General features: G+C 70.7%; 16 protein-coding genes. 6 read left to right on the top strand and 10 right to left on the bottom strand.

Annotated features, from left to right (window positions below):
• Positions 1-243 precede the first annotated feature (243 nt).
• From H181DRAFT_RS16585 to H181DRAFT_RS16575, 3 genes are all read left to right on the top strand, one after another.
• The gene (locus H181DRAFT_RS16585; protein ID WP_052708609.1) at positions 244-1,092 is read left to right on the top strand and encodes a glycoside hydrolase family 16 protein; all 849 of its coding nucleotides are present in this window, start codon (positions 244-246) and stop codon (positions 1,090-1,092) included.
• A gap of 6 nt (positions 1,093-1,098) precedes the next feature.
• Positions 1,099-1,719, top strand: a complete 621-nt coding sequence (locus tag H181DRAFT_RS16580; protein WP_045865255.1) for a hypothetical protein — start codon at positions 1,099-1,101, stop codon at positions 1,717-1,719.
• Positions 1,720-2,097: 378 nt separating this feature from the next.
• Entirely contained in the window at positions 2,098-4,380 is a 2,283-nt protein-coding gene (locus H181DRAFT_RS16575; protein WP_045865254.1) for an FdhF/YdeP family oxidoreductase, read from the top strand.
• A gap of 61 nt (positions 4,381-4,441) precedes the next feature.
• Here H181DRAFT_RS16575 and H181DRAFT_RS16570 read toward each other — a convergent pair whose 3' ends face one another.
• Together H181DRAFT_RS16570 and H181DRAFT_RS16560 are read right to left on the bottom strand one after the other, a co-directional pair.
• Positions 4,442-4,906, bottom strand: coding sequence for a hypothetical protein (locus H181DRAFT_RS16570; protein ID WP_254666873.1), 465 nt, complete (start codon positions 4,904-4,906; stop codon positions 4,442-4,444).
• Between the two features lie 1,506 nt (positions 4,907-6,412).
• Positions 6,413-7,039, bottom strand: a complete 627-nt coding sequence (locus H181DRAFT_RS16560; protein ID WP_045865414.1) for a TOPRIM nucleotidyl transferase/hydrolase domain-containing protein — start codon at positions 7,037-7,039, stop codon at positions 6,413-6,415.
• Between the two features lie 396 nt (positions 7,040-7,435).
• Between H181DRAFT_RS16560 and H181DRAFT_RS16555 the strand changes: the two genes are divergently transcribed.
• Positions 7,436-8,368: a LysR family transcriptional regulator gene (locus H181DRAFT_RS16555; RefSeq protein ID WP_045865253.1), complete on the top strand. Its 933-nt coding sequence runs from the start codon at positions 7,436-7,438 to the stop codon at positions 8,366-8,368.
• Positions 8,369-8,396: 28 nt separating this feature from the next.
• Here the strand turns inward: H181DRAFT_RS16555 and H181DRAFT_RS16550 are convergent, their stop codons facing one another.
• From H181DRAFT_RS16550 to H181DRAFT_RS16520, 7 genes are all read right to left on the bottom strand, one after another.
• Positions 8,397-8,966 (bottom strand): GTP-binding protein, encoded by a 570-nt coding sequence (locus tag H181DRAFT_RS16550; RefSeq protein ID WP_045865252.1) that lies wholly within the window; start codon positions 8,964-8,966, stop codon positions 8,397-8,399.
• Between the two features lie 22 nt (positions 8,967-8,988).
• Positions 8,989-9,369 (bottom strand): DUF742 domain-containing protein, encoded by a 381-nt coding sequence (locus H181DRAFT_RS16545; RefSeq protein ID WP_045865251.1) that lies wholly within the window; start codon positions 9,367-9,369, stop codon positions 8,989-8,991.
• Positions 9,370-9,375: 6 nt separating this feature from the next.
• A complete protein-coding gene (locus H181DRAFT_RS16540; RefSeq protein WP_045865250.1) occupies positions 9,376-9,801 on the bottom strand; it encodes a roadblock/LC7 domain-containing protein in 426 nt (141 codons plus the stop codon).
• A complete protein-coding gene (locus tag H181DRAFT_RS16535; protein ID WP_158715448.1) occupies positions 9,801-12,569 on the bottom strand; it encodes a sensor histidine kinase in 2,769 nt (922 codons plus the stop codon). Before H181DRAFT_RS16535 ends, H181DRAFT_RS16540 begins: the two co-directional genes overlap by 1 nt.
• Positions 12,570-13,231: 662 nt before the next feature.
• Positions 13,232-14,416 carry an NAD(P)/FAD-dependent oxidoreductase gene (locus H181DRAFT_RS16530; protein WP_045865248.1) on the bottom strand — a complete coding sequence of 395 codons (1,185 nt, stop codon included), beginning with the start codon at positions 14,414-14,416 and terminating at the stop codon, positions 13,232-13,234.
• Positions 14,417-14,610: 194 nt separating this feature from the next.
• A complete protein-coding gene (locus H181DRAFT_RS16525) occupies positions 14,611-16,260 on the bottom strand; it encodes an amino acid adenylation domain-containing protein (RefSeq protein ID WP_045865247.1) in 1,650 nt (549 codons plus the stop codon).
• A complete protein-coding gene (locus H181DRAFT_RS16520; RefSeq protein ID WP_254666872.1) occupies positions 16,257-18,254 on the bottom strand; it encodes a type I polyketide synthase in 1,998 nt (665 codons plus the stop codon). Before H181DRAFT_RS16520 ends, H181DRAFT_RS16525 begins: the two co-directional genes overlap by 4 nt.
• 1,140 nt (positions 18,255-19,394) lie before the next feature.
• Between H181DRAFT_RS16520 and H181DRAFT_RS16515 the strand changes: the two genes are divergently transcribed.
• Positions 19,395-20,432, top strand: coding sequence for a GAF domain-containing protein (locus H181DRAFT_RS16515; RefSeq protein ID WP_045865246.1), 1,038 nt, complete (start codon positions 19,395-19,397; stop codon positions 20,430-20,432).
• Between the two features lie 654 nt (positions 20,433-21,086).
• Entirely contained in the window at positions 21,087-21,593 is a 507-nt protein-coding gene (locus H181DRAFT_RS16510) for a metallophosphoesterase family protein (protein WP_045865245.1), read from the top strand.
• Between the two features lie 18 nt (positions 21,594-21,611).
• On the opposite strand, the gene H181DRAFT_RS16505 is transcribed toward H181DRAFT_RS16510, so the two are convergent.
• A complete protein-coding gene (locus H181DRAFT_RS16505; RefSeq protein ID WP_052708608.1) occupies positions 21,612-22,124 on the bottom strand; it encodes a hypothetical protein in 513 nt (170 codons plus the stop codon).
• Positions 22,125-22,147: the final 23 nt, after the last annotated feature.

Raw genomic sequence — 22,147 nt, 5'->3', positions numbered from 1 at the left:
TCGCCGTCGGGGGAGGGGCCCGGCCCGCCGGTCATAGGGGCTGTCTGGCACATGGCGCCGTCCGCCGCAGGCGGTGCTCGCGGCGGATGGTGCGTGCAGCCGCAAGGCGGAGGATCGCCCTCGTAGTGGGCTACTCGGTCGATGCGACAACGCCGGGGATGTGCGTACCAGTCGTCGCGAGCAAGGCGAGATGTGTCAGACAGGCCGTAGCCGGCGCCGAGGGGCGCGGGCTGAAGGGGAGTCATGTACGGACGAACTCGCGTACGGCGCCTGGCCGTCGGGCTGGGCGCGGTCGCGCTCACGGTGGCGCTGGGGGCAGCAGCGGCGCAGCCCGCTCCGCCGCGTCCGGCGACCGCCGCCGAGCGGTACGGATGGGGCGATCCGCTGCCCGAATGGTCGGACGAGTTCGAGTACGGCTCGGAGGCCGACCCCGCGGTGCCGGACCGCGGCAGGTGGCGCCTCGCGGGCGGCGGCCCCGGCGAGTGCTGGCCCGGGCACGGCGGCAACGGCCGCCGCTGCGACGAGCGGACGCGCGTCGTCGGCCACGTACTGCGCATGACGGGGCAGGCCGACGGCGACTCCGGCTGGCTGGCCTCGGCGTACGGCCAGCGGTACGGCCGGTGGGAGGCCCGCGTCCGCTCCCGTGCCACTGCCTCCGACAACGGGCGGCAGTACCACCCGCTGCTGATCCTGTGGCCGGACTCGGACGAGCACCCCCGGGACGGCGAGTACGACTACCTGGAGAACAGCGCGCCGGGTGAGCAGTGCGCGGAGGCATTCCTGCACTATCCGCACCCCGAAGAGGTGCCCGTGCAGCAGGAGTTCGCGCAGAAGTGCGGTGTGGACCTGACGCAGTGGCACAACGTCGCCGTCGAGTGGACGCCGGACCACCTGCGCGGATTTCTCGACGGCGAGGAGTGGTTCCGCTTCTCCGGAGGCGCGGACGAGGACCGCGACTGCATCCAGTGCGCGCCGTCCATGCACCAGACGATCCAGCTCGACAACTTCCACGGGTCCGACATGCAGAGCGCCGTCTACGAGGTGGCGTGGGCCCGTGTCTACGACCTGCCCGACAACGAAAGCGCGAGGTGATCCGCTATGACCGGTTCCCAGTTCCCTTCGTCGGGTCGAGCCGGCGCGTCCAGTCCCGCCGGTGACGGTTCCGCCGCCGGTACGGGTCCGTCCGGTGGTCCCGTCACCGAGCCCGTGAAGCAGCGCATGCCCGGGGCGGTCGTCGCCGTACTCGTGATCGTCGGCCTGCATGCCGTGTTGACGCTCTTCGGCGCCTGGGCGGTCGTCGACGAGAACTACAGCAAGCAGGAGCACGGTCAGGAACTGATCATGCCGATGGGCGCGGCCTGGGCCGTGGCGGCGGTCAGCGTGGGGCTGGCGGCGTTCACGCTCCTGTGCGTCGTGCTGGCCCGGACGCGCCGCCCCTGGATCCGCGTGGCGTTCGCCGTGTGGCTCGGCTTCCTCGTGGTCGCCGAGTTGCTGGCCTTCGTCGTCTCCGCGAGCGCCGGGGTGCCCAGCACCGGTGCCCTGCCCGTCCTCTTCGTCGACGCCGTCGCGCTGTGGGTTGTGCTGGGCGAGACGTCCCGCGAGTGGTTCCTCGCCCCGGCGAGGGCTTCGGCCACGCCTCCGGACGGCTGGCTGTTCGACGATCCCGACGACCCGGACGATCCGGACGGGGTGTACGGCGCGGCGTCCAGGAACCGCTGACCCCGCCGTCGAGCTGCCCGATGAGGACCGGCGTACCCGCGGCACAGTCAGGGCGGCCGCGGGTACGCCCTCTCGGGACGGCTCCTGCCGCCACGTGGAAAGCCCGCCACTAACGTGGGAGAGCCGGTCGATAGGCGCCGCCTATCAGCTCATCAAAGACAGCTCTTTGACTCCGGCCGCCCGCCGGCCTGACGCTGTAACCAGCGCACACAGGTTGTTACGCGGACAGAGCGGTCGTTTTCAGGGCAGTCGATTTCGCGCCCGCCTGCCCGAGCGCCGCATGTGCGGAAGCCGCGGGGTGCCGGAGCGGTACGAGCCCCGAGTGGGCCCCGGCGGGGTGGAGTCGGCGGCACGTACCGGAGAGGGGCCGAGCAGGGGATGCGCCAGAACGAGGACCCGGACGACGAACTGTCCGTCACCCCGCCCAAGACATGGGCGACGGGCGTGCCCGGCGTGACCAACGCCCTCCGCTACTCGCTCGGCCAGACCTCGGTACGCCGCACCGCGCTCACCCTGCTGAACGTCAACCAGGCCGGCGGGATCGACTGCCCGGGCTGCGCCTGGCCGGAGCCGGAGGGGAAGCGGCACAGGAACGAGTACTGCGAGAACGGCGCCAAGCACGTGACGGACGAGGCCACTTCGCGCCGCGTGACCGCCCGCTTCTTCCGCGAGCACTCCGTGTCCGAGCTGGACCAGAAGTCGGACTACTGGCTCAACCAGCAAGGCCGTCTGACGGAACCCATGGTCAAGCGCCCCCGGTCGGACCACTACGAACCCGTGAGCTGGGACGAGGCGATCGGCCTGCTCGCTCGCGAACTGCGGGCCCTCGCCTCCCCCGACGAGGCGCTCTTCTACACCTCCGGACGCGTCAGCAACGAAGCCGCGTTCCTGCTACAGCTCTTCGCCCGCGCCTACGGCACGAACAACCTGCCGGACTGCTCCAACATGTGCCACGAGTCGAGCGGTTCGGCGCTGCAGGAGACGCTCGGCATCGGCAAGGGCAGCGTCAGCGTGCAGGACATCCACGACGCGGACCTCGTCTTCGTCGTCGGGCAGAACCCGGGCACCAATCATCCGCGGATGCTCTCCGCGCTGGAGGAGACCAAGCGCAACGGCGGCCGGGTCGTGGCGGTCAACCCCCTGCCCGAGGCGGGACTCCTGCGGTTCAAGCACCCGCAGAAGGTGCGGGGCGTGCTCGGGCGGGGCACCGGCATCGCCGACCAGTTCCTGCAGATCCGTCCCGGCGGCGACCTCGCCCTCTTCCAGGCGCTCAACCGGCTGCTGCTGGAGGCGGAGGACGAGTCACCGGGGGACGTGCTGGACCACGGCTTCATCGAGGCCCACAGCACGGGCTTCGCCGAGTACGCCGCGCACGCGCGTCAGGTCTGCTGGGACGACGTGCTCACGGCGACGGGGCTGAGCCGCGAGGAGATCGAGGAGGTGCACGCCCGCGTCCTGGGCTCCCGGAAGGTCGTCGTGTGCTGGGCGATGGGGCTGACGCAGCACAAGCACGGAGTGCCGACGATCCGCGAGATCGTCAACTTCCTGATGCTGCGCGGGAACATCGGCAGGCCGGGCGCCGGGGTCTGCCCCGTGCGGGGGCACAGCAACGTGCAGGGCGACCGCACCATGGGGATCTGGGAGAGGATGCCGCAGCCCTTCCTCGACGCATTGGGGCGCGAGTTCGGCTTCACCCCTCCCGCCCGGCACGGACTGGACTCCGTCAACGCCATCAGGGCCATGAGGGACGGCCGGGCGAAGCTGTTCGTCGGCGTGGCGGGGAACTTCGTACGGGCGAGCCCCGACAGCGAAGCGACCGAAGAGGCCCTGCGCCGCTGCCGGTTGACGGCGCACATCTCCACGAAGCTCAACCGCTCGCACACCGTGTGCGGGGAGACGGCGCTGATCCTGCCGACCCTCGGCCGCAGCGACCGCGACTTCCAGGCGGCAGGGGAGCAGTTCGTCACCGTCGAGGACTCGATGAGTGAAGTGCACCTCTCGCGAGGGCGCCTGGCTCCCGCGTCGCCGCACCTGCTCAGCGAGGTCTCCATCCTCAGCAGGCTGGCACGCGCCACGCTCGGAGACGGAACGCCCGTCCCCTGGGAGGAGTTCGAGGCCGACTACGGCACGATCAGGGACCGCATCTCACGAGTCGTCCCGGGCTTCGAGGACTTCAACGCACGTGTGGTGCGACCCGGGGGCTTCAAGCTGCCGAACCCGGTGAACGAGCGGAAGTTCAACACCCCGAGCGGCAAAGCGGTCTTCACCCGCAACGAGTTCACGATGCTCCGGGTGCCCGAGGGGCACCTGCTGCTGCAGACGCTGCGCTCGCACGACCAGTGGAACACCGTCCCGTACGCGATGAACGACCGCTACCGCGGCATCCACAACGCCCGCAGGGTCGTCCTCGTCAACCCCGCCGACCTGGACGAGCTGGGCATCGCCGACCGCTCGGAGGTCGACCTCGTCGGCGTCTGGCACGACGGCGTGGAGCGGCGGGCCAAGGGGTTCCGCGTGGTGGCGTACCCGACGGCCCGGGGCTCCGCCGCCTCGTACTACCCGGAGACCAACGTCCTCGTGCCGCTGGACAGCGTCGCCGACATCAGCAACACGCCCACGTCGAAGGGCGTCGTCTGCCGGCTCGAACCCGCCGGGAGGTGAAGGGGCCCGCGCGCACCGGAAACCGTGCCGTGCCGCGCACGACCCGTTCCCGCTCCCGGCGTCAACCCGGAGGCGGCCGCTCACCACGCCCCTGGTGAGCGGCCGCCTCCGCCGCTCGCGCCGCCAAGGCGTTCAGCACACCCTCGTGCGCCTGGTCCACCGAGATCGTCAGCAGCACGTCCCCCGACGGCCCGTCGGCGGTGACGCCGAACTCGAAGAACGAGCAGCAGTCGCTCTCACGCTCCGCCAACTCCCGTACCCGCGACGCGCTTTCCGCGCCGCCCGGCAGCCGGAGACGCACCCGCGAGGGGACGGGCCGCGACGGCGCGGCCACCTGCGTGGCGAACAGGCCGTCCCACTCGGCGAGCCGCAACGGCCGCTCCTCGGTGGGCAACGTGCACGCCTCCGGCACCCAGCCCGGCTCGGGCGACGGCCCCGCGTCCGAGTCCGGCGCCGGCGTCAGTCGCGAGTCCGGTCCCGGCGACGGCGTCGGTGCCATTGGCGGCTCGGGTTCCGGCTCCGTCACGGGCGGCCTCCTGTCGTCACAACCGGCCTGGGGGCCGCTTGATCCCCCTTACTCGCAATAGCCGCATTACTGCTCAGGTGGCCTGTCTTGTCAATACCCCGATATGAGCCTGAAGTGGTCTTTTTCCAGTCAGTATCAGCGCACCTCATGCATGACATGCCACCACTCCTTATCCTCCGTGGCATGGCTAATCCGGGGGGCCAATCGCGACGAGCCAACGGGCTGGGTCAGTGATACGGGGAATCGGCCGTACTCCTTCTGGGTGTGGCTCATGCAACGAGGCGGTCGGGTCAATCGCACCATCGTCCTCCCCTCCAGCGTCCTGTATTGCCGCTTCTGCCAAGTGTCTGTCAAGTGCAAGGCGAGCCAAGAGGATGTGCAGAGGACCGCGGAAACAATGAGACCAGAACCCTCCTGCGCTGTAACATCCGGCAGCCTCGCCGGCGGAGACGCGGGTTGCGCAACATTCGGCGACAGGATCAGGACTTCTGTCGTGGTTGTCGATGTTGAAAAGGCCGCATTTGTGACCTCGGCCGGCGTAGCCGTCGGCCTGGGCCTACTGTCGTGATCCCCGGCCTCGTGCTCCGTCGACCGGCTCTTCGGTTGGGGTTCTGGGGAAAGTAGTTGTTGTTGTTCGTCTGGATTGGGAGGGCAATTGGAACGCGGGCCGCAAGTGCGCATACGTCGGAATGTGCTGTTCTTCAGACTTCCTCTCCTGCTCCTCGCTGTATCTTCGGCCCTCCTCCTGTGGGCAGTATTGACTGCGAATCTTTCGGATTCCATCCGTGCGTCGTGGCCGTGGAAGCTTGAATTGCTCGATACGCAGTCTGCGACGACCGCTACGACCATCGCGGCTGGCCTCGTCTTTGCGCGAGCTCAGTATGCTTCGGTAGTGCGCCCTTTGCTGGGGTGGACGGGCGGGGTGGTCAAGGTGGATGAGTTCTCAAGTGAGTATGCATGGATGGTCCGGCTGGTTAACGGAGCGTCAACGCCATCACTGGTCAATGTTCCTGAATATCGGCTGAGCTTAAAGTCCGGGCCCGGTGTCGATAAGCCCGAGGAAGGGCCCTGGGTATCGCGCGAGAAGGCCATATCGGCCCTTGTATCAGCGGGTCTGCTACAAGGCAGGGACTTCGAGCTCCGATATATCGGCCCGGCGTTTCCTCTTTCCAGCTCGACCCAGGAAGCCGGGGTCGTGGGGATCTTCAGCCGGAGAGCCATGGAAGTAGTCGACGATGTCTTGGTTCGAGTCGAAGCAGCGGACCAGGCAGGCGACACTCATCAAAGGATCATTCACTGTATGCGTGGAGCAGTCCGGAAGCCCACGGCTAGCACTGTGGTTTGAGGCGGCGGACACCCAGTCGGCAGGCACGCTTGCGTGCGTGAGACGGGTCGCCTTCACGCTCCGGGGGCCGCGGCGCATGGTCCCGGCCACCGGCCTGGGGCCGTGCGGTGGTCTGCGGTCTGCGGTCTGCGGTCTGTGGTCGGTGGTCCGAGGTGGGGCGGTCAGAGGTGGGTGAGAAGAGCGTCGAGCGGGGCGGGCGTGGTGTGCGGGCCGAGGGCCTCGACGAGGACGCGCCCGTAGTGGATCTTCCGCCCCTTCTTCGTGCCGAGGAAGCGCCGCAGCTGCTGCTGAGGGGTGCGGCCTCGCTGCGCGGGCTGGCGGAGGAAGGTCTGCAGGGCGCGCGAGTCGCCCTCCGCCCGGATGAGTTCCTCGACGCGTGCCACGCCGAGCGCGCGGATGAGTTCGTCCTCCAGGTCGGCCGCGCAGACGAAGAACGGCTGCCCCGCCGCTCCGTTCCGCTCGAGGCCGCGTGCGTAGAAGCGGCGCTCCGCCTCGTCGCACAGGCCCGTGAGCCGGAGTCCGAGGCCGGGTGGGCCGAGGAGCTCGGCGAAGCGTCCGACGCTCATCGCGCCGCCCATCGGTACGACGCAGACCCCTTCGGCTGCGAGGTTCCGGCTGCGGCAGGCGGCCAGTGCGTTCACTGCCGCGGCGTCGCTCAGCCCTTCGAGGAGTACGGCTGTCCGGACCGGCGCTCGCGCGGCGAGCTCGCGTGCGCGGTCGCCCGGGCCGCCCGCTGCCCAGTCGATGACCGCCTCCCGGAACGAGTCCACGTCCGCGACGTCCGCCATGCCCCCGTCGTCAGCCGTGTCCGCGACGTCCGCCACGCCCCTGTCGTCAGCCGTGTCCGCGACGTCAGACGTGCGAGCTGTCTCTGCCATGGGATGAGTCTCCGGCCTTTCCGCCGGCCGCGGTAGGCAATTTCCCGCGGGGCGGTGCAGACGGCCCGCGGAGCGGACGGACCGGTGCCCGTGCCGTGCTCAGAGAGCGACGACCGTGACCTCGGTGGCTTTGACGCTGGTCCACACGCCGGTGCCGTCGCCGAGTTCGAGCTCCATCGCCGCCTGCGGGTGATCTCCGCGACCAGTCCGGGGCTCTCGTCCGGGTCGACCACCACGCGGGGCCTCGTCCCGGTGCGCCTGGTGCCGTCTCTGGACTGCGATCGGGGGCCGGGCACATGCTGAGGCATGCTGCTTCGCCAGTTGGAATACCTGGTCGCGCTCGCCCGGGAACGGCACTTCGCCCGTGCCGCCGCGGCGTGCTTCGTCTCGCAGCCCTCGCTGTCGGCGGGCATCCGGAAGCTGGAGAGCGACCTGAACGTCCCCGTCGTCCAGCACGGGGCCCGCTTCGAGGGGCTGACGCCGGAGGGCGAGCGTGTCCTGCACCGGGCCCGGCGCATCCTCCACGAGCGCGACGCACTGCACCAGGAGCTGTCCGAGATGCGCGGCCAGCTGACCGGGACCCTGCGGCTGGGGGCCATCCCGACAGCCATGACCGTCGCGTCGCTGCTGACGACACCGTTCTGCGAGCAGCACCAGCACGTGACGGTCGCACTGGAGTCGCTCTCTTCGCGCGACATCATGCGAAGGTTCGCCGAGTACGAGATCGACGCGGCCCTGACCTACCTGGACGACGACGCCCTCCAGGGCGTGCGCAAGTTCCCCCTCTACGAGGAGCGGTACCTCCTGCTCACCCCCGTGGACGGGCCGTGCGCCACGCAGACGGAGATCGGCTGGGCGCAGGCCGCCGAGCTGCCTCTCGTGCTGCTCTCGCGGAGGATGCGCAACCGCCGCGTCCTCGACGAGTTCTTCGCCGCCGACGGTTCGGCGGCCTCACCCGCCGTCGAGACCGACACGGTCGACGCCCTCTACGCGCACCTCGCCTCCGGCCGCTGGTCGAGCGCTATCTCCCACGCCTGGCTCCACATGTTCGGCATCCCCGCCGGCATGCGGGTCGTGCGTCTGAGGGATCCGGAGGGGGCGCGCCGCCCCAGCGTCGGCCTGGTCGTCGCGGCGCACGAACGCGATTCCGCGATGGCGCGCGCCCTGCTGGAAGTCGCGGGCGGAGCGGGAGTCCACGACGCGCTGGACGACCTCCTCAGGGCGCACCTGGAATCGTGAGAGGGCAGCGCGCGCCCGTGACGCCGCGTCAGTACCCGGGTGAGGGGGAGAGGCGGCGGGCCGCCTGGGCCTTGGCGGACTCCAGCAGCGCCAGCAGGACCTGCTTGCTGGAACCGCGGTGCCGCACGTCGCACATGATGACCGGGGCGGGGGTGCGCAGGTTCATGGCCGTCTGGACCTCCTGCGCCGAGAAGTCGGACTGCCCCCAGAAGCAGTTGACGCCGACGGCGAAGGGGATCTGGCGCTGCTCGAAGAAGTCGACGGAGGCGAAGCTGTCGGTGAGGCGCCGCGGGTCCGCCAGGACCACGGCGCCCAGCGAACCGAGCGCAAGGTCGTCCCACATGAACCAGAAGCGCTCCTGGCCGGGCGTCCCGAACATGTACAGCACATGGTCGAGGTCCAGCGTGATGCGGCCGAAGTCCATGGCGACGGTAGTGGTCGACTTCTCCGGGGTGCCGGCGAGGTCGTCGACGCCGAGGCTGGCCTGCGTCATGTACTCGTCGGTCTCCAGCGGCGGGACCTCGCTGACCGAGCTGATCATGGTGGTCTTGCCCACCCCGAAACCACCCGCGACCAGGATTTTCAGCGCTGTCGGCATGGCGACGGAGCCACCCGGCCGCTCAGAGCTTGCGGATACCACGGATTACCCTCTCAAGTAGTTCCACGCTGGGGGCGCTCGTCTCCTCGCCCGGCGTCTTGATGGCGACCAGGGACTTGGCGAGCAAGTCCCCGCAGAGCACCTTCACCACGCTCGCCGGCAGGTCCAGAAGGGCCGCGATCTCCACGATCGCCAGTGGCCGCTCCCGGCATAAATCGAGAATTGCCACCAACTCCGGCTGCACGCCTTGGACTTCGCTGCTCCTGGCAGAACCTGTAGTGGCCACCTGTGTGATCAGCGGGAAGTCGGCGCCGTTGGGTTGTGTACGTCCGCCGGTGATGGCGTAGGGCCGGATCAGGTATCCGGACCCCTCATCGAACCAGGACGTCTTCTTCGAGGCCACAGACCCTTACCGCGGCTGCCCGGCGGCCGGGACGCCCGTGCGGGGCGCGGCGCTGAGGTAGGCGCCGACCTGCTGGACGATCCTGGTCATCTCGTACGCCGCCATCCCGGCGTCGACACCCGACGAGGCGAGCATGGCGAGCCGTGCTCCCTGGCCCGCGTTGGTGACGAAGAGGAACGCGTTCTCCATCTCGATGACCGTCTGCCGGACCTGGCCGCCCTCGAAACGGTGGGCGGCTCCGCGCGAGAGGCTCTGCAGCCCGGAGGCCACCGCCGACAGGTGCTCGGCGTCGTCCCGGCTGAGGTCCTTGGAACGCGCGAGCAGCAGTCCGTCCTGAGACAGCACGATGGCGTGGTGAGTCTCGGGGACCCCGGTCACCAGCTTGTCAAGCAGCCAATTCAGGCGGCCGTCGGTTTGGTTCCGGTCAGTCATCACAGGTCCTTCCACACAGAATCATCGGCGCCCGTCCCATGACCGGGCGTTTCCGCCTGCGGATCACCGTCGGGCTCTGCAGGCTTGGAGGAGCGGGCGCGTTTGCTTCCCGACTGGATGGCGGCCATCGTCGCTCCCGCTCTGTCCGGTGTGGACATGCCGGCGTCGGGGTCCTCCGGCACGGAGAAGCCGTGCGACGACTGGCGCAGAGGCTCGGCGAGGTTCTCGCCCCGCACTCTGACGGGCAGCCTCGCGGGAGACGCCAGGGGCTGGTCGCGCGTTTCCTGGGGCGCCCGGTCCTCGGTGGGTCCGGGCGGCTCCGCCTCGCCGGTGAGGCTGTGTGGGGGGTGTGGGCGCGACGCGGCCATAGGGGCGTCCTCCACAGAGGGTTCCGTGTCAGCGGGCCCCGAGAGGAGCCCCGCGCCGTGCGGGCTCCTGCCGGAGCCCGGCGAACTCATCGTCATCGAGCCGAGGCTGATGCCCCGGCCGAAGGTGTCGAGCATTCCCGGGCCCGGCACGCTGAGCGTTCCGGGGCTCAGCGGGGAGGTGCCCAGGGTTTCGGGGGAGTCGGCCCCCGGGGTCGACGGCAGCAGGCCGGCGCCCGCGTAGGCGGGGTAGCCGCCGTACTGGTCGAGGTGCGGCTGCGGAGTGGCGTCCTCCGGGCTGGATCGCCTCTCGGCCGCCGGGCGGGCGCCGTTGCTCTCGGCGGGACGTCCCGGCATGGCGCTGGGCTCGCTCGTCCAGGCGGTCGCGCCGACGGGGAACGGCTCCGGGTCCGCGTGCGAGGTGTCGGGCGCGGTGAGTTCCGGCGTCGACGCCGCGGAGGCGAGGGCCGGTGCGGCGGGCGCCGACGGGAGCTCTTCCTGCTCCTCCGCCTCCTGACGGGCGTCCGTCACGAGAGTCGACAGCAGGGACTGCGTCTCCTCCAGCAGGTCGGCGGGAAGGAGCACGACGGCGAGCGTGCCGCCGTAGGCCGACTTCTGCAGCGTGACTTCGAGGCCGTGGCGGTTCGCCAGCCGGGCCACGACGAACAGGCCGAGACGCGGAGCCTCGCCCAGCGTCATCATGTCGGGCTTCGGCGGGTCGGCGAGCATGCGGTTCAGCTCGTCGTACTGCTCGGTGGGCATGCCCAGGCCGCGGTCGACGACCTCCAGCGCGAGGCCCCTGGCCACCTTCTCCGCGCTGACGCACACGCGGGTGTCCGGCGGGGAGAACGACGTGCCGTTCTCGATGAGTTCGGCGAGGAGGTGGCCCACGTCGGCGACGGCCTGGCCCACCAGGGAGACCGGCGGTGCGGGCAGGGCCTCGACCCTGCTGTAGTCCTCGGTCTCGGATATGGCGCTGCGCAGCACGTCGTAGATGGGGACGGCCTTGCTCCACCGCCGCCCGGGGAGGGCGCCGCCGAGGATGAGCAGGTTCTCGGTGTGGCGCCGTACACGCGTCGCCAGGTGGTCGACGGCGAAGATGTCCTTCAGCAGCTTGGAGTCCTCGTGCTCCCGCTCCAGCTTGTCGAGCTTGGGGATCATCCGGTTGATGAGGACCTGGGTGCGGCGTGCGAGGCCCAGGAAGACGGTCTCCGCGCCCTCACGGCCACGCGCCTGCTGGACCGCCGTCTCGACGACCGTCTGCCACTGGCGCTGGATCTCCTGGGCGAGCCAGGCGATCTCGTCGCTGCCGTACTCGCCCGGCATGGACTGCGGCGCGGGGTCGGACTTCTCGTCCTCGTCGAGCTGCGCGATCAGCTGGGGGAACGTGCTGCCCGCCCACTCGCCGGTCGCGTGTTGCAGGCGGGAGAGGCGGCCCGTCAGGGAGCGCGCGAAGCGCACCGCCACCACGGCACCGCCCGCGAGGACGCCGAGGACGAGGACGGTGCCGATCGCCGCGCCCAGCAGGAGCCCGTCCGCCCGGCCGGAGCCGTCGGAGACGACGCCGTTCAGGGAGTCGGAGCCGATCCGCCGCAGCTCCTTGCCGACGACGCCGGCCGACTCCTGCCACTCGTCGGTCTTCTGCGTCAGCGACGAGGGACGCGACGACGCGGTCTCCTCCGCCTCCACCAGCGTCTTCCACTGCTGGGTACCGGTCAGCCGCTCGTACGCCCCGGGCGCTTCGCCTGCCAGGTTCCCGGGCTGCAACGCGGCGCGGGTCTGCCGCTGCACCGCGAGGTACCGGCCGAACTCGGCGCGTTCGGCGGCCTCCGAGGGGTTCTCCGCGAGCGGGTTCGGCGCGACCTTCGGACGCGGGCCGGCGAGCTGCGCCTCCTCGCGGGAGAGCACCTCGGTGAAGTCGGCCAGGGACGCCGTGGCGGCCGCGGAGCGCGACAGGTCGCCGTCGTCGGTGCGGGCCGTCGCCGCCAGCAGGCCGGTGGCCTCGGCGACGGTGTCGGAGTAGTCGCGCAGGGCTCCGGGTGCGGAGACCTTGCGGCCGTTGACGGCGCTGCGCTGCTGGGAGAGCTTGCCCAGCGCGTCGTTCAGGTCGTCCGCCTGGTCCCGGACCGCAGGGTCGGCGGACCCGAGGCCCACCCGCGCCTCACGGAAGTCGGCGATCGCCGAGTCGGTGCCGCTGCGCGCGTTGTCCAGTGCGGTCCGCGCGGACTTCGTGGAAGCGGCCTGCCACGCGGCGGTGAGCCGGCGTTCCTCCTGCAGCCGTGCTGCGAGGCTGATCGCCGGCTTGCCCGCGGTGGAGGCGGTCTCCGCGTCCGCTCTTAATGTCAGCGCCTCCTGGACGAGGCCGTTCGCCGCATATCCCCACAATCCCGTGAGAGCGAGCATGGGAATGACGATGGGCAGGGCCACCGAGTAACGCAGAGATCTGCGGTGGAGGGCCCTGGGCACTGAGTGCCGGTCGCGTATGCCTGGCATCTGATTCCTTGTGCGGCAGCGGAACGATGGTGGCGATGGTGGAGGTGCATGGGAGGTGCGGAGAAGCTGAGCACAATGTCCGTGCGGTGTGCCGCGAGCGCCGTCCCACGAGCTGAGGGTGCGTCACCAGCGGCCGACCGACCCGGTGCACGGTACCAGGGTCGCATCGAAGCCTGAACGCGAACTGTAGCTGTGAGCAGGCCACTTGCTCCGCGACCTTGCACTATGCGGGCGCGCGCCGGTGAACGGCGGTGATCTCCCGTGCGGTTGCGGCTGCCGGTCCAGGCGGACTTCCCTCTCACGGACCCCTGTTCTATCAGTTTCCGGGGAAAGGCGGGAGGCGGCGATTCCGGTTGTTTGTCCCGGAAATGCTTGAGCGGGACGGGACTTCGTGTCCGCGAGTTCTCCGGAAGGCACCTCGGAAGGCCCGGTCGGAGGTCCGCCGGAAATCGGGAATTGCTCCCTTACCCGGCAGAATCACCGGCGGACGCGGCGCGCTGACCGGTATCCGGACGCCGGCCCGTCCGGCAGCGCGGCCCGTACCGGCGGGCCCGGCCGCCCGTACGCCGGTGTCACAGCAGCGCCAGCAGGCGGGGTGTGTAGAGGTCCGTGACGGATTTGATACCGGCGACGATGTCGAAGTACGTCGTGGTGAGTTCGGGGTCCGCCTGCACCGCGCGCAGCAGCGCGAGGCGCTTCTCGTGCGTCTCCAGCTGTGCTGCGGACAGCGTCGCCTCGAAGCCCTCCGTCAGCTGCGCGTCCCGCTCCTGTTCGTAGGAGCGCAACGCGGCGTCCAGCAGCGCGGGTTCGCCGCCGAGCCGGTCCCCGATGTGCCGGGTGAGGCTTTCGGCCTGGAAGAACGCGTCGCTGATGCCGCGTGCGGTGATGGAGTCCTTGTGGTGCCCGGCGTCGCCGACGAGCGCCCAGCCCGGCCCGGCCGCCTGCCGGAAGAAGTTCTGCTGGTCGCCGGTACCGCGGAGCCGCTCGACGCGTTCCTTGCCCCGGAGGCGCTCGTACAACGCGGGGGCCCCGTCGCGTACTTGGGCGAGGTAGGCGCTCTGCGCGTCGGCACGGACCTCCTCGAAGCGGTCCTGGGGGAAGTAGGTGAGGACGAGCGTCGCGTCGTCGTTGGTCGGCACGGCCGCCACCCAGCTGCGGGGCCGCTCGTACAGCTCCAGATCGGCCGGCACGCCGGCCCAGTACGCGTAGTACGCGCACGTCAGGCGCGGCTTCCGCGAGGTGTACTCCGCTCCGCAGTGCTCCGCGACCCGGGAGCGCATGCCGTCCGCGCCGATGACGAGGCGCGCGTGCTCGGTGAACCGGCTGCCGCCGTACGTGCCTTCGACGCCGGTGACCCGGCCGGACCCGTCGCGCAGCAGCCCGCTGACGGAGCAGTGCGGCCGGAACTCGACACCGGATTCCACGGCGCCGTCCACGAGGATCGCGTCGAGGACGTGGCGGCGCGGTGCGTAGCCGCAGCGCTGGCCCTCGACTCCGCGGCTGCACCCTTCGAGGCGGATGTCGGCGACCTCGTAGACCGCCTGGTCCAGCGGCGGGCACCCCGAGGCGCGCACCCGGTCCAGCAGCCCCCAGCGGGCGAGCGCCGCCACTCCGGGCTGGTGGACGAGGTGCGTGGAGAGGGTGTCGGACGGGAACTCCGCCCGGTCGAGCATCAGCACCCGGTAGCCCGCGCGGGCCAGCAGCATGGCCGTGGGGGAACCTGCACAGCGGGCTCCTACGACGATCGCATCGAACATGGTGTCCTCACAGAGGTCGGCGCGCAGGAACGGGGCGGGGCAGCGGGGGCGGACGGGGGCGAGCGGGACGGCGCGAAAGAGAAGGAATATACGAGGTTCCGGGCAGCATGGCCCCATGCCCGCTCAGGCTTGGCCTGGCCCCGTCGGCCGCAAGCCTGTTTCCGGCCGAAACGTCCGGGGTCCGGGGCGCGGTCTCAGCGGGGGGCGGCGGTCGTGGCGGCTGCCGCGGCGGAGCCGGCGAGCGCCGCCGCGAGGGCTCTGCGGTCGGTCTTGCCGTGCGCGTTGAGCGGCAGTTCGTCGACGACGGTGATCCTCCGCGGGACCATGTAGCCGGGCAGCCGCGTTCTGAGCGCGCTGATCATCCGTTCCGGGTCGCCGACGGCTCCGGTGACGGCGGCCTCCAGGTCGTCGAGCCCGCTGCGGCCCCGCACCGCCAGGGCCACGGCGTCCCGCACGCCGGGCTCCTCCCTGAGTACGGCCTCGATCTCCCCGAGCTCGATCCGGTAGCCGCGGATCTTCACCTGGTGGTCCACGCGTCCGAGGTGGACGAGCTGCCCGTCCTGCAGGCCGACGCGGTCACCTGTGCGGTACCAGTGCTCCTCCGTCAGGGGCGTCTCGCCGGTGAAGGGCCGGACGGTGCCGTCGGGGTCGAGGGAGAGGAAGCGTCCCGCGTTGTTGGCGGGGTCGAGGTAGCCGGGGAAGCGCTGCGGACCGCGGACGCACAACTCGCCCTCGCCGGCCGGTCTGCCGTCCTCGTCCAGGACGACGTGTTCCAGGGCCGGGTAGCAGGTCCCGATCGGGACGGTGCCGTTGGACGGGCTGGGCCGCCGCTGCGGGTCGCGCGGCAGGAGGTACTCGGTGCAGGAGACGGTGACCTCGGTCGGCCCGTAGAGGATCTCCAGGGCGCTGTGCGGGGCGGCGGCCTGCCACTCCAACGCCTGTGCCATGGGCAGCGCTTCACCGCCGAAGACGCTCCAGCGCAGGGTGGGCATGCTGCCCGGTCCGAGCGAGTTCAGCGCGGAGGCGAAGGAGGCGAGCGAGGGCACCGAGAACCAGTGGGTGATCTGCCGGTCGTTGATGAACTTCACCGGGGACGCCAGCTGGCCGCGCGTCGGCACGACGAGCGTCCCGCCCGAACTCCAGGCGACGAACAGGTCGTAGACGGAGCCGTCGAAGGTCAGGTCGAAGGCCTGGGAGAGCCTGCTGCCGGGGCCCGCACCGTAGCGGGGGACCACGTGCGAGAGGTACGCGGCGACGTTGCGGTGCAGTACCGGAACCCCCTTGGGGGTGCCCGTGGATCCCGACGTGAAGATGATGTAGGCGACGTCGTCCGGTGCGGAGGGGCACGGGGGGAGAGCGTCCCGCTCACCGGCCCCGTCCCCGCCGAGGGCTCCGGTCCCGGCCGTCTCCGCCAACCGGTCCGGATCGACGGTGAGCAGCGGCACGTCCAGCTCCGTCGCCGTCTCGGCGGACTGCCGCGTGTCGGTGACGATCAGGTCGAGTCCGGCCGCCGCGGCCATCGCGGCGTTGCGCGCGACGGGGAACTCCGGGTTCGGGTTGAGGGGCACGACCGCGGCGCCGGTCCGCAGCGCGGCGAGGTAGCCGGCGTAGGCGGTCAGCGAACGGCCGGCCAGCAGGCCGACGCGGCGGGGAGGCGTACCGCCGTGGGCGTCGACGAGCTGCCGCGCCAACACCTCTGCGGACGCCCGCAGTTGTCCGTACGTCAGGACGGACCGGCCGACTTCCAGGGCCGGTTCACCGCTGAACCGGGCAGCGGACTGAGCGAACCACTCGTACAGGGTCTGCGGACCGCCGCCCGCGGCCCGGTGGTCACCGCTGCTCATACGGCCTGCGCCTCCAGCCCGTTGAGCCAGTGCCGCAGCTCGCCCACGGTGCGCAGCTCGGCCAGCTCCTCCGCGTCGACGTCGTAGTTGTGGTCGCCCGCCAGTTTGACGGTGATCTGGAGCCGCGCCAGGGAGTCGATGCCGATCTCCGACAGGAGCGAGCTGTCGCTGAACTCCGTCTGCGGGTTGCGCGCGTGCTCGCGGAGCACCGCCGCGGCCAGGTCCGCGCTGTCCTCCGGGGGGCCCTGCTCGCCGGGCCAGTAGCGCTGCGTCTGCCACGGGTAGGCCGGCAGCGGCACGAACCGGCAGCCGGAGCCGAAGAGCTGGTCGGAGTCGACGGGGCGGCCGGCCAGGTACTGCTCGACGAAGGAGGACAGCTTCCTGGTGCGCTTGTCCTCGACCTGCGCCTCACCGTTCAGGAAGCGTTCGAGGGCGGTGACGATCTCGTCGTGGGAGGTGCCCGTCACCGCGATCCGGTGCGCGTGGTGCTGGCGGCGGGTCGCGGCGCTGAAGCAGATGTCGCGCAGCGGGTGGGTGGAGCCCTGCCCGTCGGGTCCCAGGTACCGGATGTAGGCGCGGGCGAGTGCCTCCAGCGCGGCGGGGGTCCGGGCCGAGAGCGGCAGCATGTACGCCCTGCTCGTCAGCCGCGGCCGCCGCAGCAGCGGGGTGTTGCCGCCCGCGGTGGTCTCGCCCTGAGCGACCACCAGGTGGGCGTTGAGGCAGGAGCCGCCCTGTCCGGTGATCCCCGCGAGGACGGGCCTGCCGTGGTCGGGCAGGTCCTGCAGCTTGGTGGGGACCTCCAGCGGCAGGTTCTCCCAGGGGACGAGGGGGTTGGGGGAGTCGTGGTGGAGGGTCGGCGGCAGCTGGCCGTGTTCGAGGCACATGACCGTCTTGATCAGGCCTGCCATGCCGCCCGCCGCCTCCGCGTGCCCGACGTTGGTCTTCACCGAACCGACGTAGCAGCGGCGGTCCAGCGGCCTTCCCTCTCCGAGGACCTGGCCGAGCGCGCAGAGTTCGAGCGGGTCGAGTGCCGGCGAACCCGTGCCGTGCGCCTCGACGAAGTCGACGTCCGACGGGGAGACGCCGGCGTCCTCGTAGGCCCATCTGAGCACCTCGATCTGGCCCGCCAGCGAGGGCGTGATCAGTGAGTCGCTGGTGCGTCCGTCGTTGCTGATGGCGCTGCCGCGGATCACGGCGCGGATGCGGTCGCCGTCGGCGCGCGCTTCCGTGAGCGGCTTGAGGATGACGACGCCGACGCCGTCGCTCGGTGCGTAGCCGTCGGCGTTCGCGTCCCCGAACTTGCTGCGGCCGTCGGTCGCGAGGGTCCCGGCCTGAGTCATCATCACGGTCTCGTCCGGACGGAGCGCGAGGTTGACCCCGGCGGCGATCGCCAGCGGGGTCTCCTTGGCGCGCAGGCTCTGCACGGCCGCGTGCACCGCGGCGAGCGACGACGAGCACGCGGTGTCGATCGTGACGCTCGGGCCCCGCAGGTCGTAGACCCAGGAGAGCCGGGCCGGAAGCAGCGAGCGGAAGTTGTGGAACGCGGAGGGCGTGACGGACTCCAGGCCCTCCCGGAAACGCGTCTCGAGGAAGTCGGCGCGGGTGTTGCCCACGTACACGCCCGTCCTGCTGCCGGCGAGCGCGTCGGGCCGCTGACCGGCGTCCTCCAGCGCCTCCCAGGTCGTCATCAGCAACAGCCGGTGCTGGGGGTCGAGTTCGACGGCCTCGGTGCGTGACATCTCGAAGAACTCGGCGTCGAAGTCGGCCATGTCCTCGAGGTATCCCGCGCGGCGGCTGCGCACCGTCCCGGGTTTCCCCTCGGGGGAGTACAGGGCGTCCACGTCGTAGCGGTCGGCCGGCGTCTCACTCGTGACGTCCCGGCCGTCGCTCAGTATGTCCCACAGCTCGTCGGCTCCGGACGCGCCCGGGAACCGGCACGCCATGCCGATCACAGCCACCGACCGTGCCTCGATGTCCGCCTTCGACCTCTTCACCCGTACACCCCTTCAATGCTTCCCTGATGTCCCTGCGCCGGCGCGCTCACCTGCGCCGCTGCTCCCGGCGGGACGGGGCCCGGAAGGCGGCTGACGCGCCTTCGGAACCTCCGCGCCGGGGAGGGCGTCCCGGGAACGGGCAGGCAGGAACTCGTCACTCTGCGAATGACTCTGACGTCGTGCGGGTCAGCGACACCCGGCCAGGTGTCTTGCCGGGTTCTCCGCCGTACGCTCTCTGCGCTCGGGCGCACGTGTACGGCGGCGTCGTGCACGGCACGGCCATGGGTCTCTCGTTCGGATCTCCGTGGATCGGACCGCGGCGTCGGATGCGCTACGTCGCAAGGCGGAGGGTCGTCCTCGTACTGGGGTCCCCCATGCCGAAGGCCAGGGGCGTACTCGGACGGCTCCGACAACGCAGGCAGGTGCCGTAGCTGTCGTCGCGGACCCGCGGAGATCCAAACGGGAGGCCCCTGCGGGGGCCGCCCTCTCGGCGCCGGTTCTGCCGGTGCTGCCGGCGTGTCCGTCCTCGCCGATGGTGCCGGTGCGGCGGGTGGTTCGTGGGGGTGGGCCGATCCGGCTGATGCGTGGGAGGCGCACCGTTGCCGCAAGCCTCATAGGAATTCGTGGAGTTCTTAGGAGATAGCTCATATCCGCTTCACTGACAGGGCCCTGCTGCGGAAGCCTGCGGCACGATGCTCCCCGTGGAGTGACGTACGCGGCTCGCCACGCTTCGCTCCCTCCTCACGCCTTGGCTCAAGTCCGGCCCCTCGCACCGCTGTTCGGCGGGAGGGGGTCACACCCCGCCCATGCGGCGGGAGCCGGCATTCTCCGGTCACATCCGCCGCAAGGGCAACCGCGTGTCTCCGATCACCCGTCAAACACGCGGCACCCATTGTCATATGCGAGACCGTTCATGCTCGATAGCGCTCGGTGGAATGGCGGGAAGTGATCGTCGGCCGGTTCGGAAGGAGAAAACTGGACAGAATGCCAGACTGGCCCCTCGCAGGCCGTGCCGGCAGCGGCCGGCGCTGCTGTACGGACCGTCAACGGGCCGTCGCTGTAAGAGAGTTGTGACCAGAAGTACCCGTAGTTGCCTCGGGGACAGTACGTACGGTCCCGGGTCTGGTTTCATGTGCACTCATGGAACCCCGGACACCCAACCCCACCCCGGAAGAGGGCGAGCAGCGCCGGCGGCGGCTGCAAATACTCGGCCTCAACACCTCGGACCCCGAAGCGAAGTTCGACCGCGTGGCCCGGCTCGCCGGCCGCTTCGCCCAAGCGCCCCTGGCGATGGTCAACTTCATCAACGACGAGCGCCAGATGTTCCGCGGCATGTACACGCCGCCCAGCGGAGACGACGGCGGCGGCAGCGAAGGCATCGCCTTCGACCTGAGCAACCTCCCCGAGGTCGCCCGCGAAGCCCCCATCGACTACGGCTTCTGCCCCCACGTGGTCGCCGACAAGTCGCAGCTCGCCCTGGACGACGTCTTCGACTACCCCCGCTTCAAGGGCAACCCGCTGGTGAACGAGATGGGCGTGCGGTCCTACCTCGGCACCCCGCTCCTGGACCACACCGGCGTGATCCTCGGCACCGTGTGCGTGGCGGACATGCGGCCCCGCCAGTGGAGTTCCGACCACATGGAGAGCATGCAGAGCCTCGCCTCGACCCTGCTCTCCGAGTTCCAGCTGCGGGACAGCCTCCTCGCCCAGCAGCAGGAGATGTTCGCCATCTTCGACGGGGCGCCCTTCCCCATCATGCTCACCGAGGGCCCCGACCACGTGCTGCGCTACGCCAACGCCAAGCAGGGCGCGGCTTTCGGCCGGGTCCAGCAGCTCAGCAAGGGCCGGCAGGTCCTTCCGGGGCTCGACTCCGTCGGCGTCTTCAAGGCCATGGACCGTGCGCTGAGTTCGGGTCAGACGGCGACGCTCGGCGAGGCGCGCATCGCGTCCTACGACTTCGAGGAGCCGCAGGTCTTCACCTTCACCTGCACTCCGGTACGGCTGTCGCCGACGGCCCCCGTCAGCGGCGTCCTGACCGTGGCGATGAACATCACCGGGCAGGCCCCGAGCGGCAGCGAGCAGAAGCTGGCTGCCGACCTGACGTCCCAGTTCGAGCGCATCGGCCAGGGCTGGCCCGCGGCCGGCCAGGACGGTGAGAACGGAGCCAGCCTCCGATAGGCCGAAGGGCCGTGACCGGTACGGTTCCCGGACGCCCGGGCGGGCGGGAACCTGGTTTCCACGCGGTTTTCCGCGGTCGCTCCGCCGTGCTCCCCTGATGTGGTGTTCGGGGCCGAGCCGGCAGCCGGGGTGCGGAGGTACATCCCGCGCCTCTCGGGCGGTTGATTTCCGGCCGACTGGCGGAGCGCCGCGGAAAACTGTCGCCGCCGTGGGGAGCGCGGTGGCCCGTTTACGTTGTCGGCATGCGTGACCTGCATATTCCCCTGAAGCCCGTGCTCTCCCCGGGCCGCGGCGGGCTCCTCCGCCGCCATGGGGCACCGGCCGTCCGTGCCTGTGCGCACGCCTCACCGCGCCGTGGGGCCGTGCCGTCTCGTACCGAAAGGGCGACGGCGTACCGGTGTGCCGGATTCCTTCCCCGCCGGTCCTTTGGCGACGGTCCACCGAAACGCCTATTAGAATGTGTGCTCGAACACAATCGGCCAGATCCCGGGGAAAATCCCGTCCGGATTTCGGGCCATATCGAAGGAATGCCCCGCAGGCCCCTTAACGGGTTGTTCGTCCTCGCCTCTCCCTTATCGACGGGTGGGCGGGGGTGCCGGCGGCCGGACCGAAAGCCCTTGCCGGGCTCTCGCCGGTGTCCGTTATGGTCGCCATGTGCGACTCCTGCTGACCTCGGACACCCACCTGCCGAAGCGGGCCAAGCAGATTCCCGGACCGCTGCTGGACGAGATCGACCGCGCCGACGCCGTCTTCCACGCCGGGGACTGGGTCGACACCGCCACCCTCGACCTGTTCGAGGCGCGCGCCCGGCTGCTCGTCGCCGTCCACGGCAACAACGACGGCCCCGGACTGCGGGAGCGCCTGAGCGAGAGGGCCGACGTGGAACTGGGGGGAGTCCGCTTCTCCGTCGTGCACGAGACCGGCCCCGCGCAGGGCCGCGAGCGCCGCTGCGCGGAACGATTCTCCGGGCGTGACGTGCTGGTCTTCGGCCACAGCCACATCCCGTGGGACACCACGACGGAAGACGGGCGTCTGCGGCTGCTCAACCCGGGCTCGCCCACCGACCGCCGCCGCCAGCCCTACTGCACCTACATGACGGCACGGGCGGAGGGCGGTGCGCTGGGCGAAGTGCGGTTGCATCGGCTGCCTCGTCGGCGTTGAACGGTCCGTCCGGCCGCGTCAGCTGCGGCCGTGGCCGTGGGACGCGCCCTGCTCGATCGTCCCGCCGAACTTGGCCTGCACGGGGATGAGCTTCTTGTCGGAGTCGGCGAGTACGAGCCAGCGGGAGCCGACCAGGTAGGTGCCGCCGTAGGGCTTGGAGTAGTCGAGCCAGCCGCGCTTCGCCCTGTTGTCCTTGAAGGTGACCATCGTGAAGAGGGTCTTGTCCTTCTTGCAGCTGCCCAGCCGGTAGTCCTCGACCTTCTTGGTGACCTTCACCTTGCACTCCAGGGCGCCGCCGAGCTTCTCCACGCTGGGCGGCGTGCCCTTCGCGCTCACGGACGCCGTGCCCCCGCCCGAGTCGCTGCACCCGCCGAGCAGCGCCACGACCGAGGCGGCGGCGAGGACGGGAAGGGCGAACCTGCGGTGCCGCCTGGGCGTCTCCGGCCGGGACGGGACCCCCTCGTGCGGCGGAGCCCCCTCCTCGCGCTGCCGGACACGAGCGGCCCGGGCCGCTGGCAACTGGTCTCTCATCAGCGCTCCTGTGAAGGCGAAAG

The sequence above is a fragment of the Streptomyces sp. WMMB 714 genome, assembly GCF_900090125.1.
Classification (GTDB): domain Bacteria; phylum Actinomycetota; class Actinomycetes; order Streptomycetales; family Streptomycetaceae; genus Streptomyces; species Streptomyces daqingensis.
This window is presented reverse-complemented; position numbering and strand designations above follow the sequence as displayed.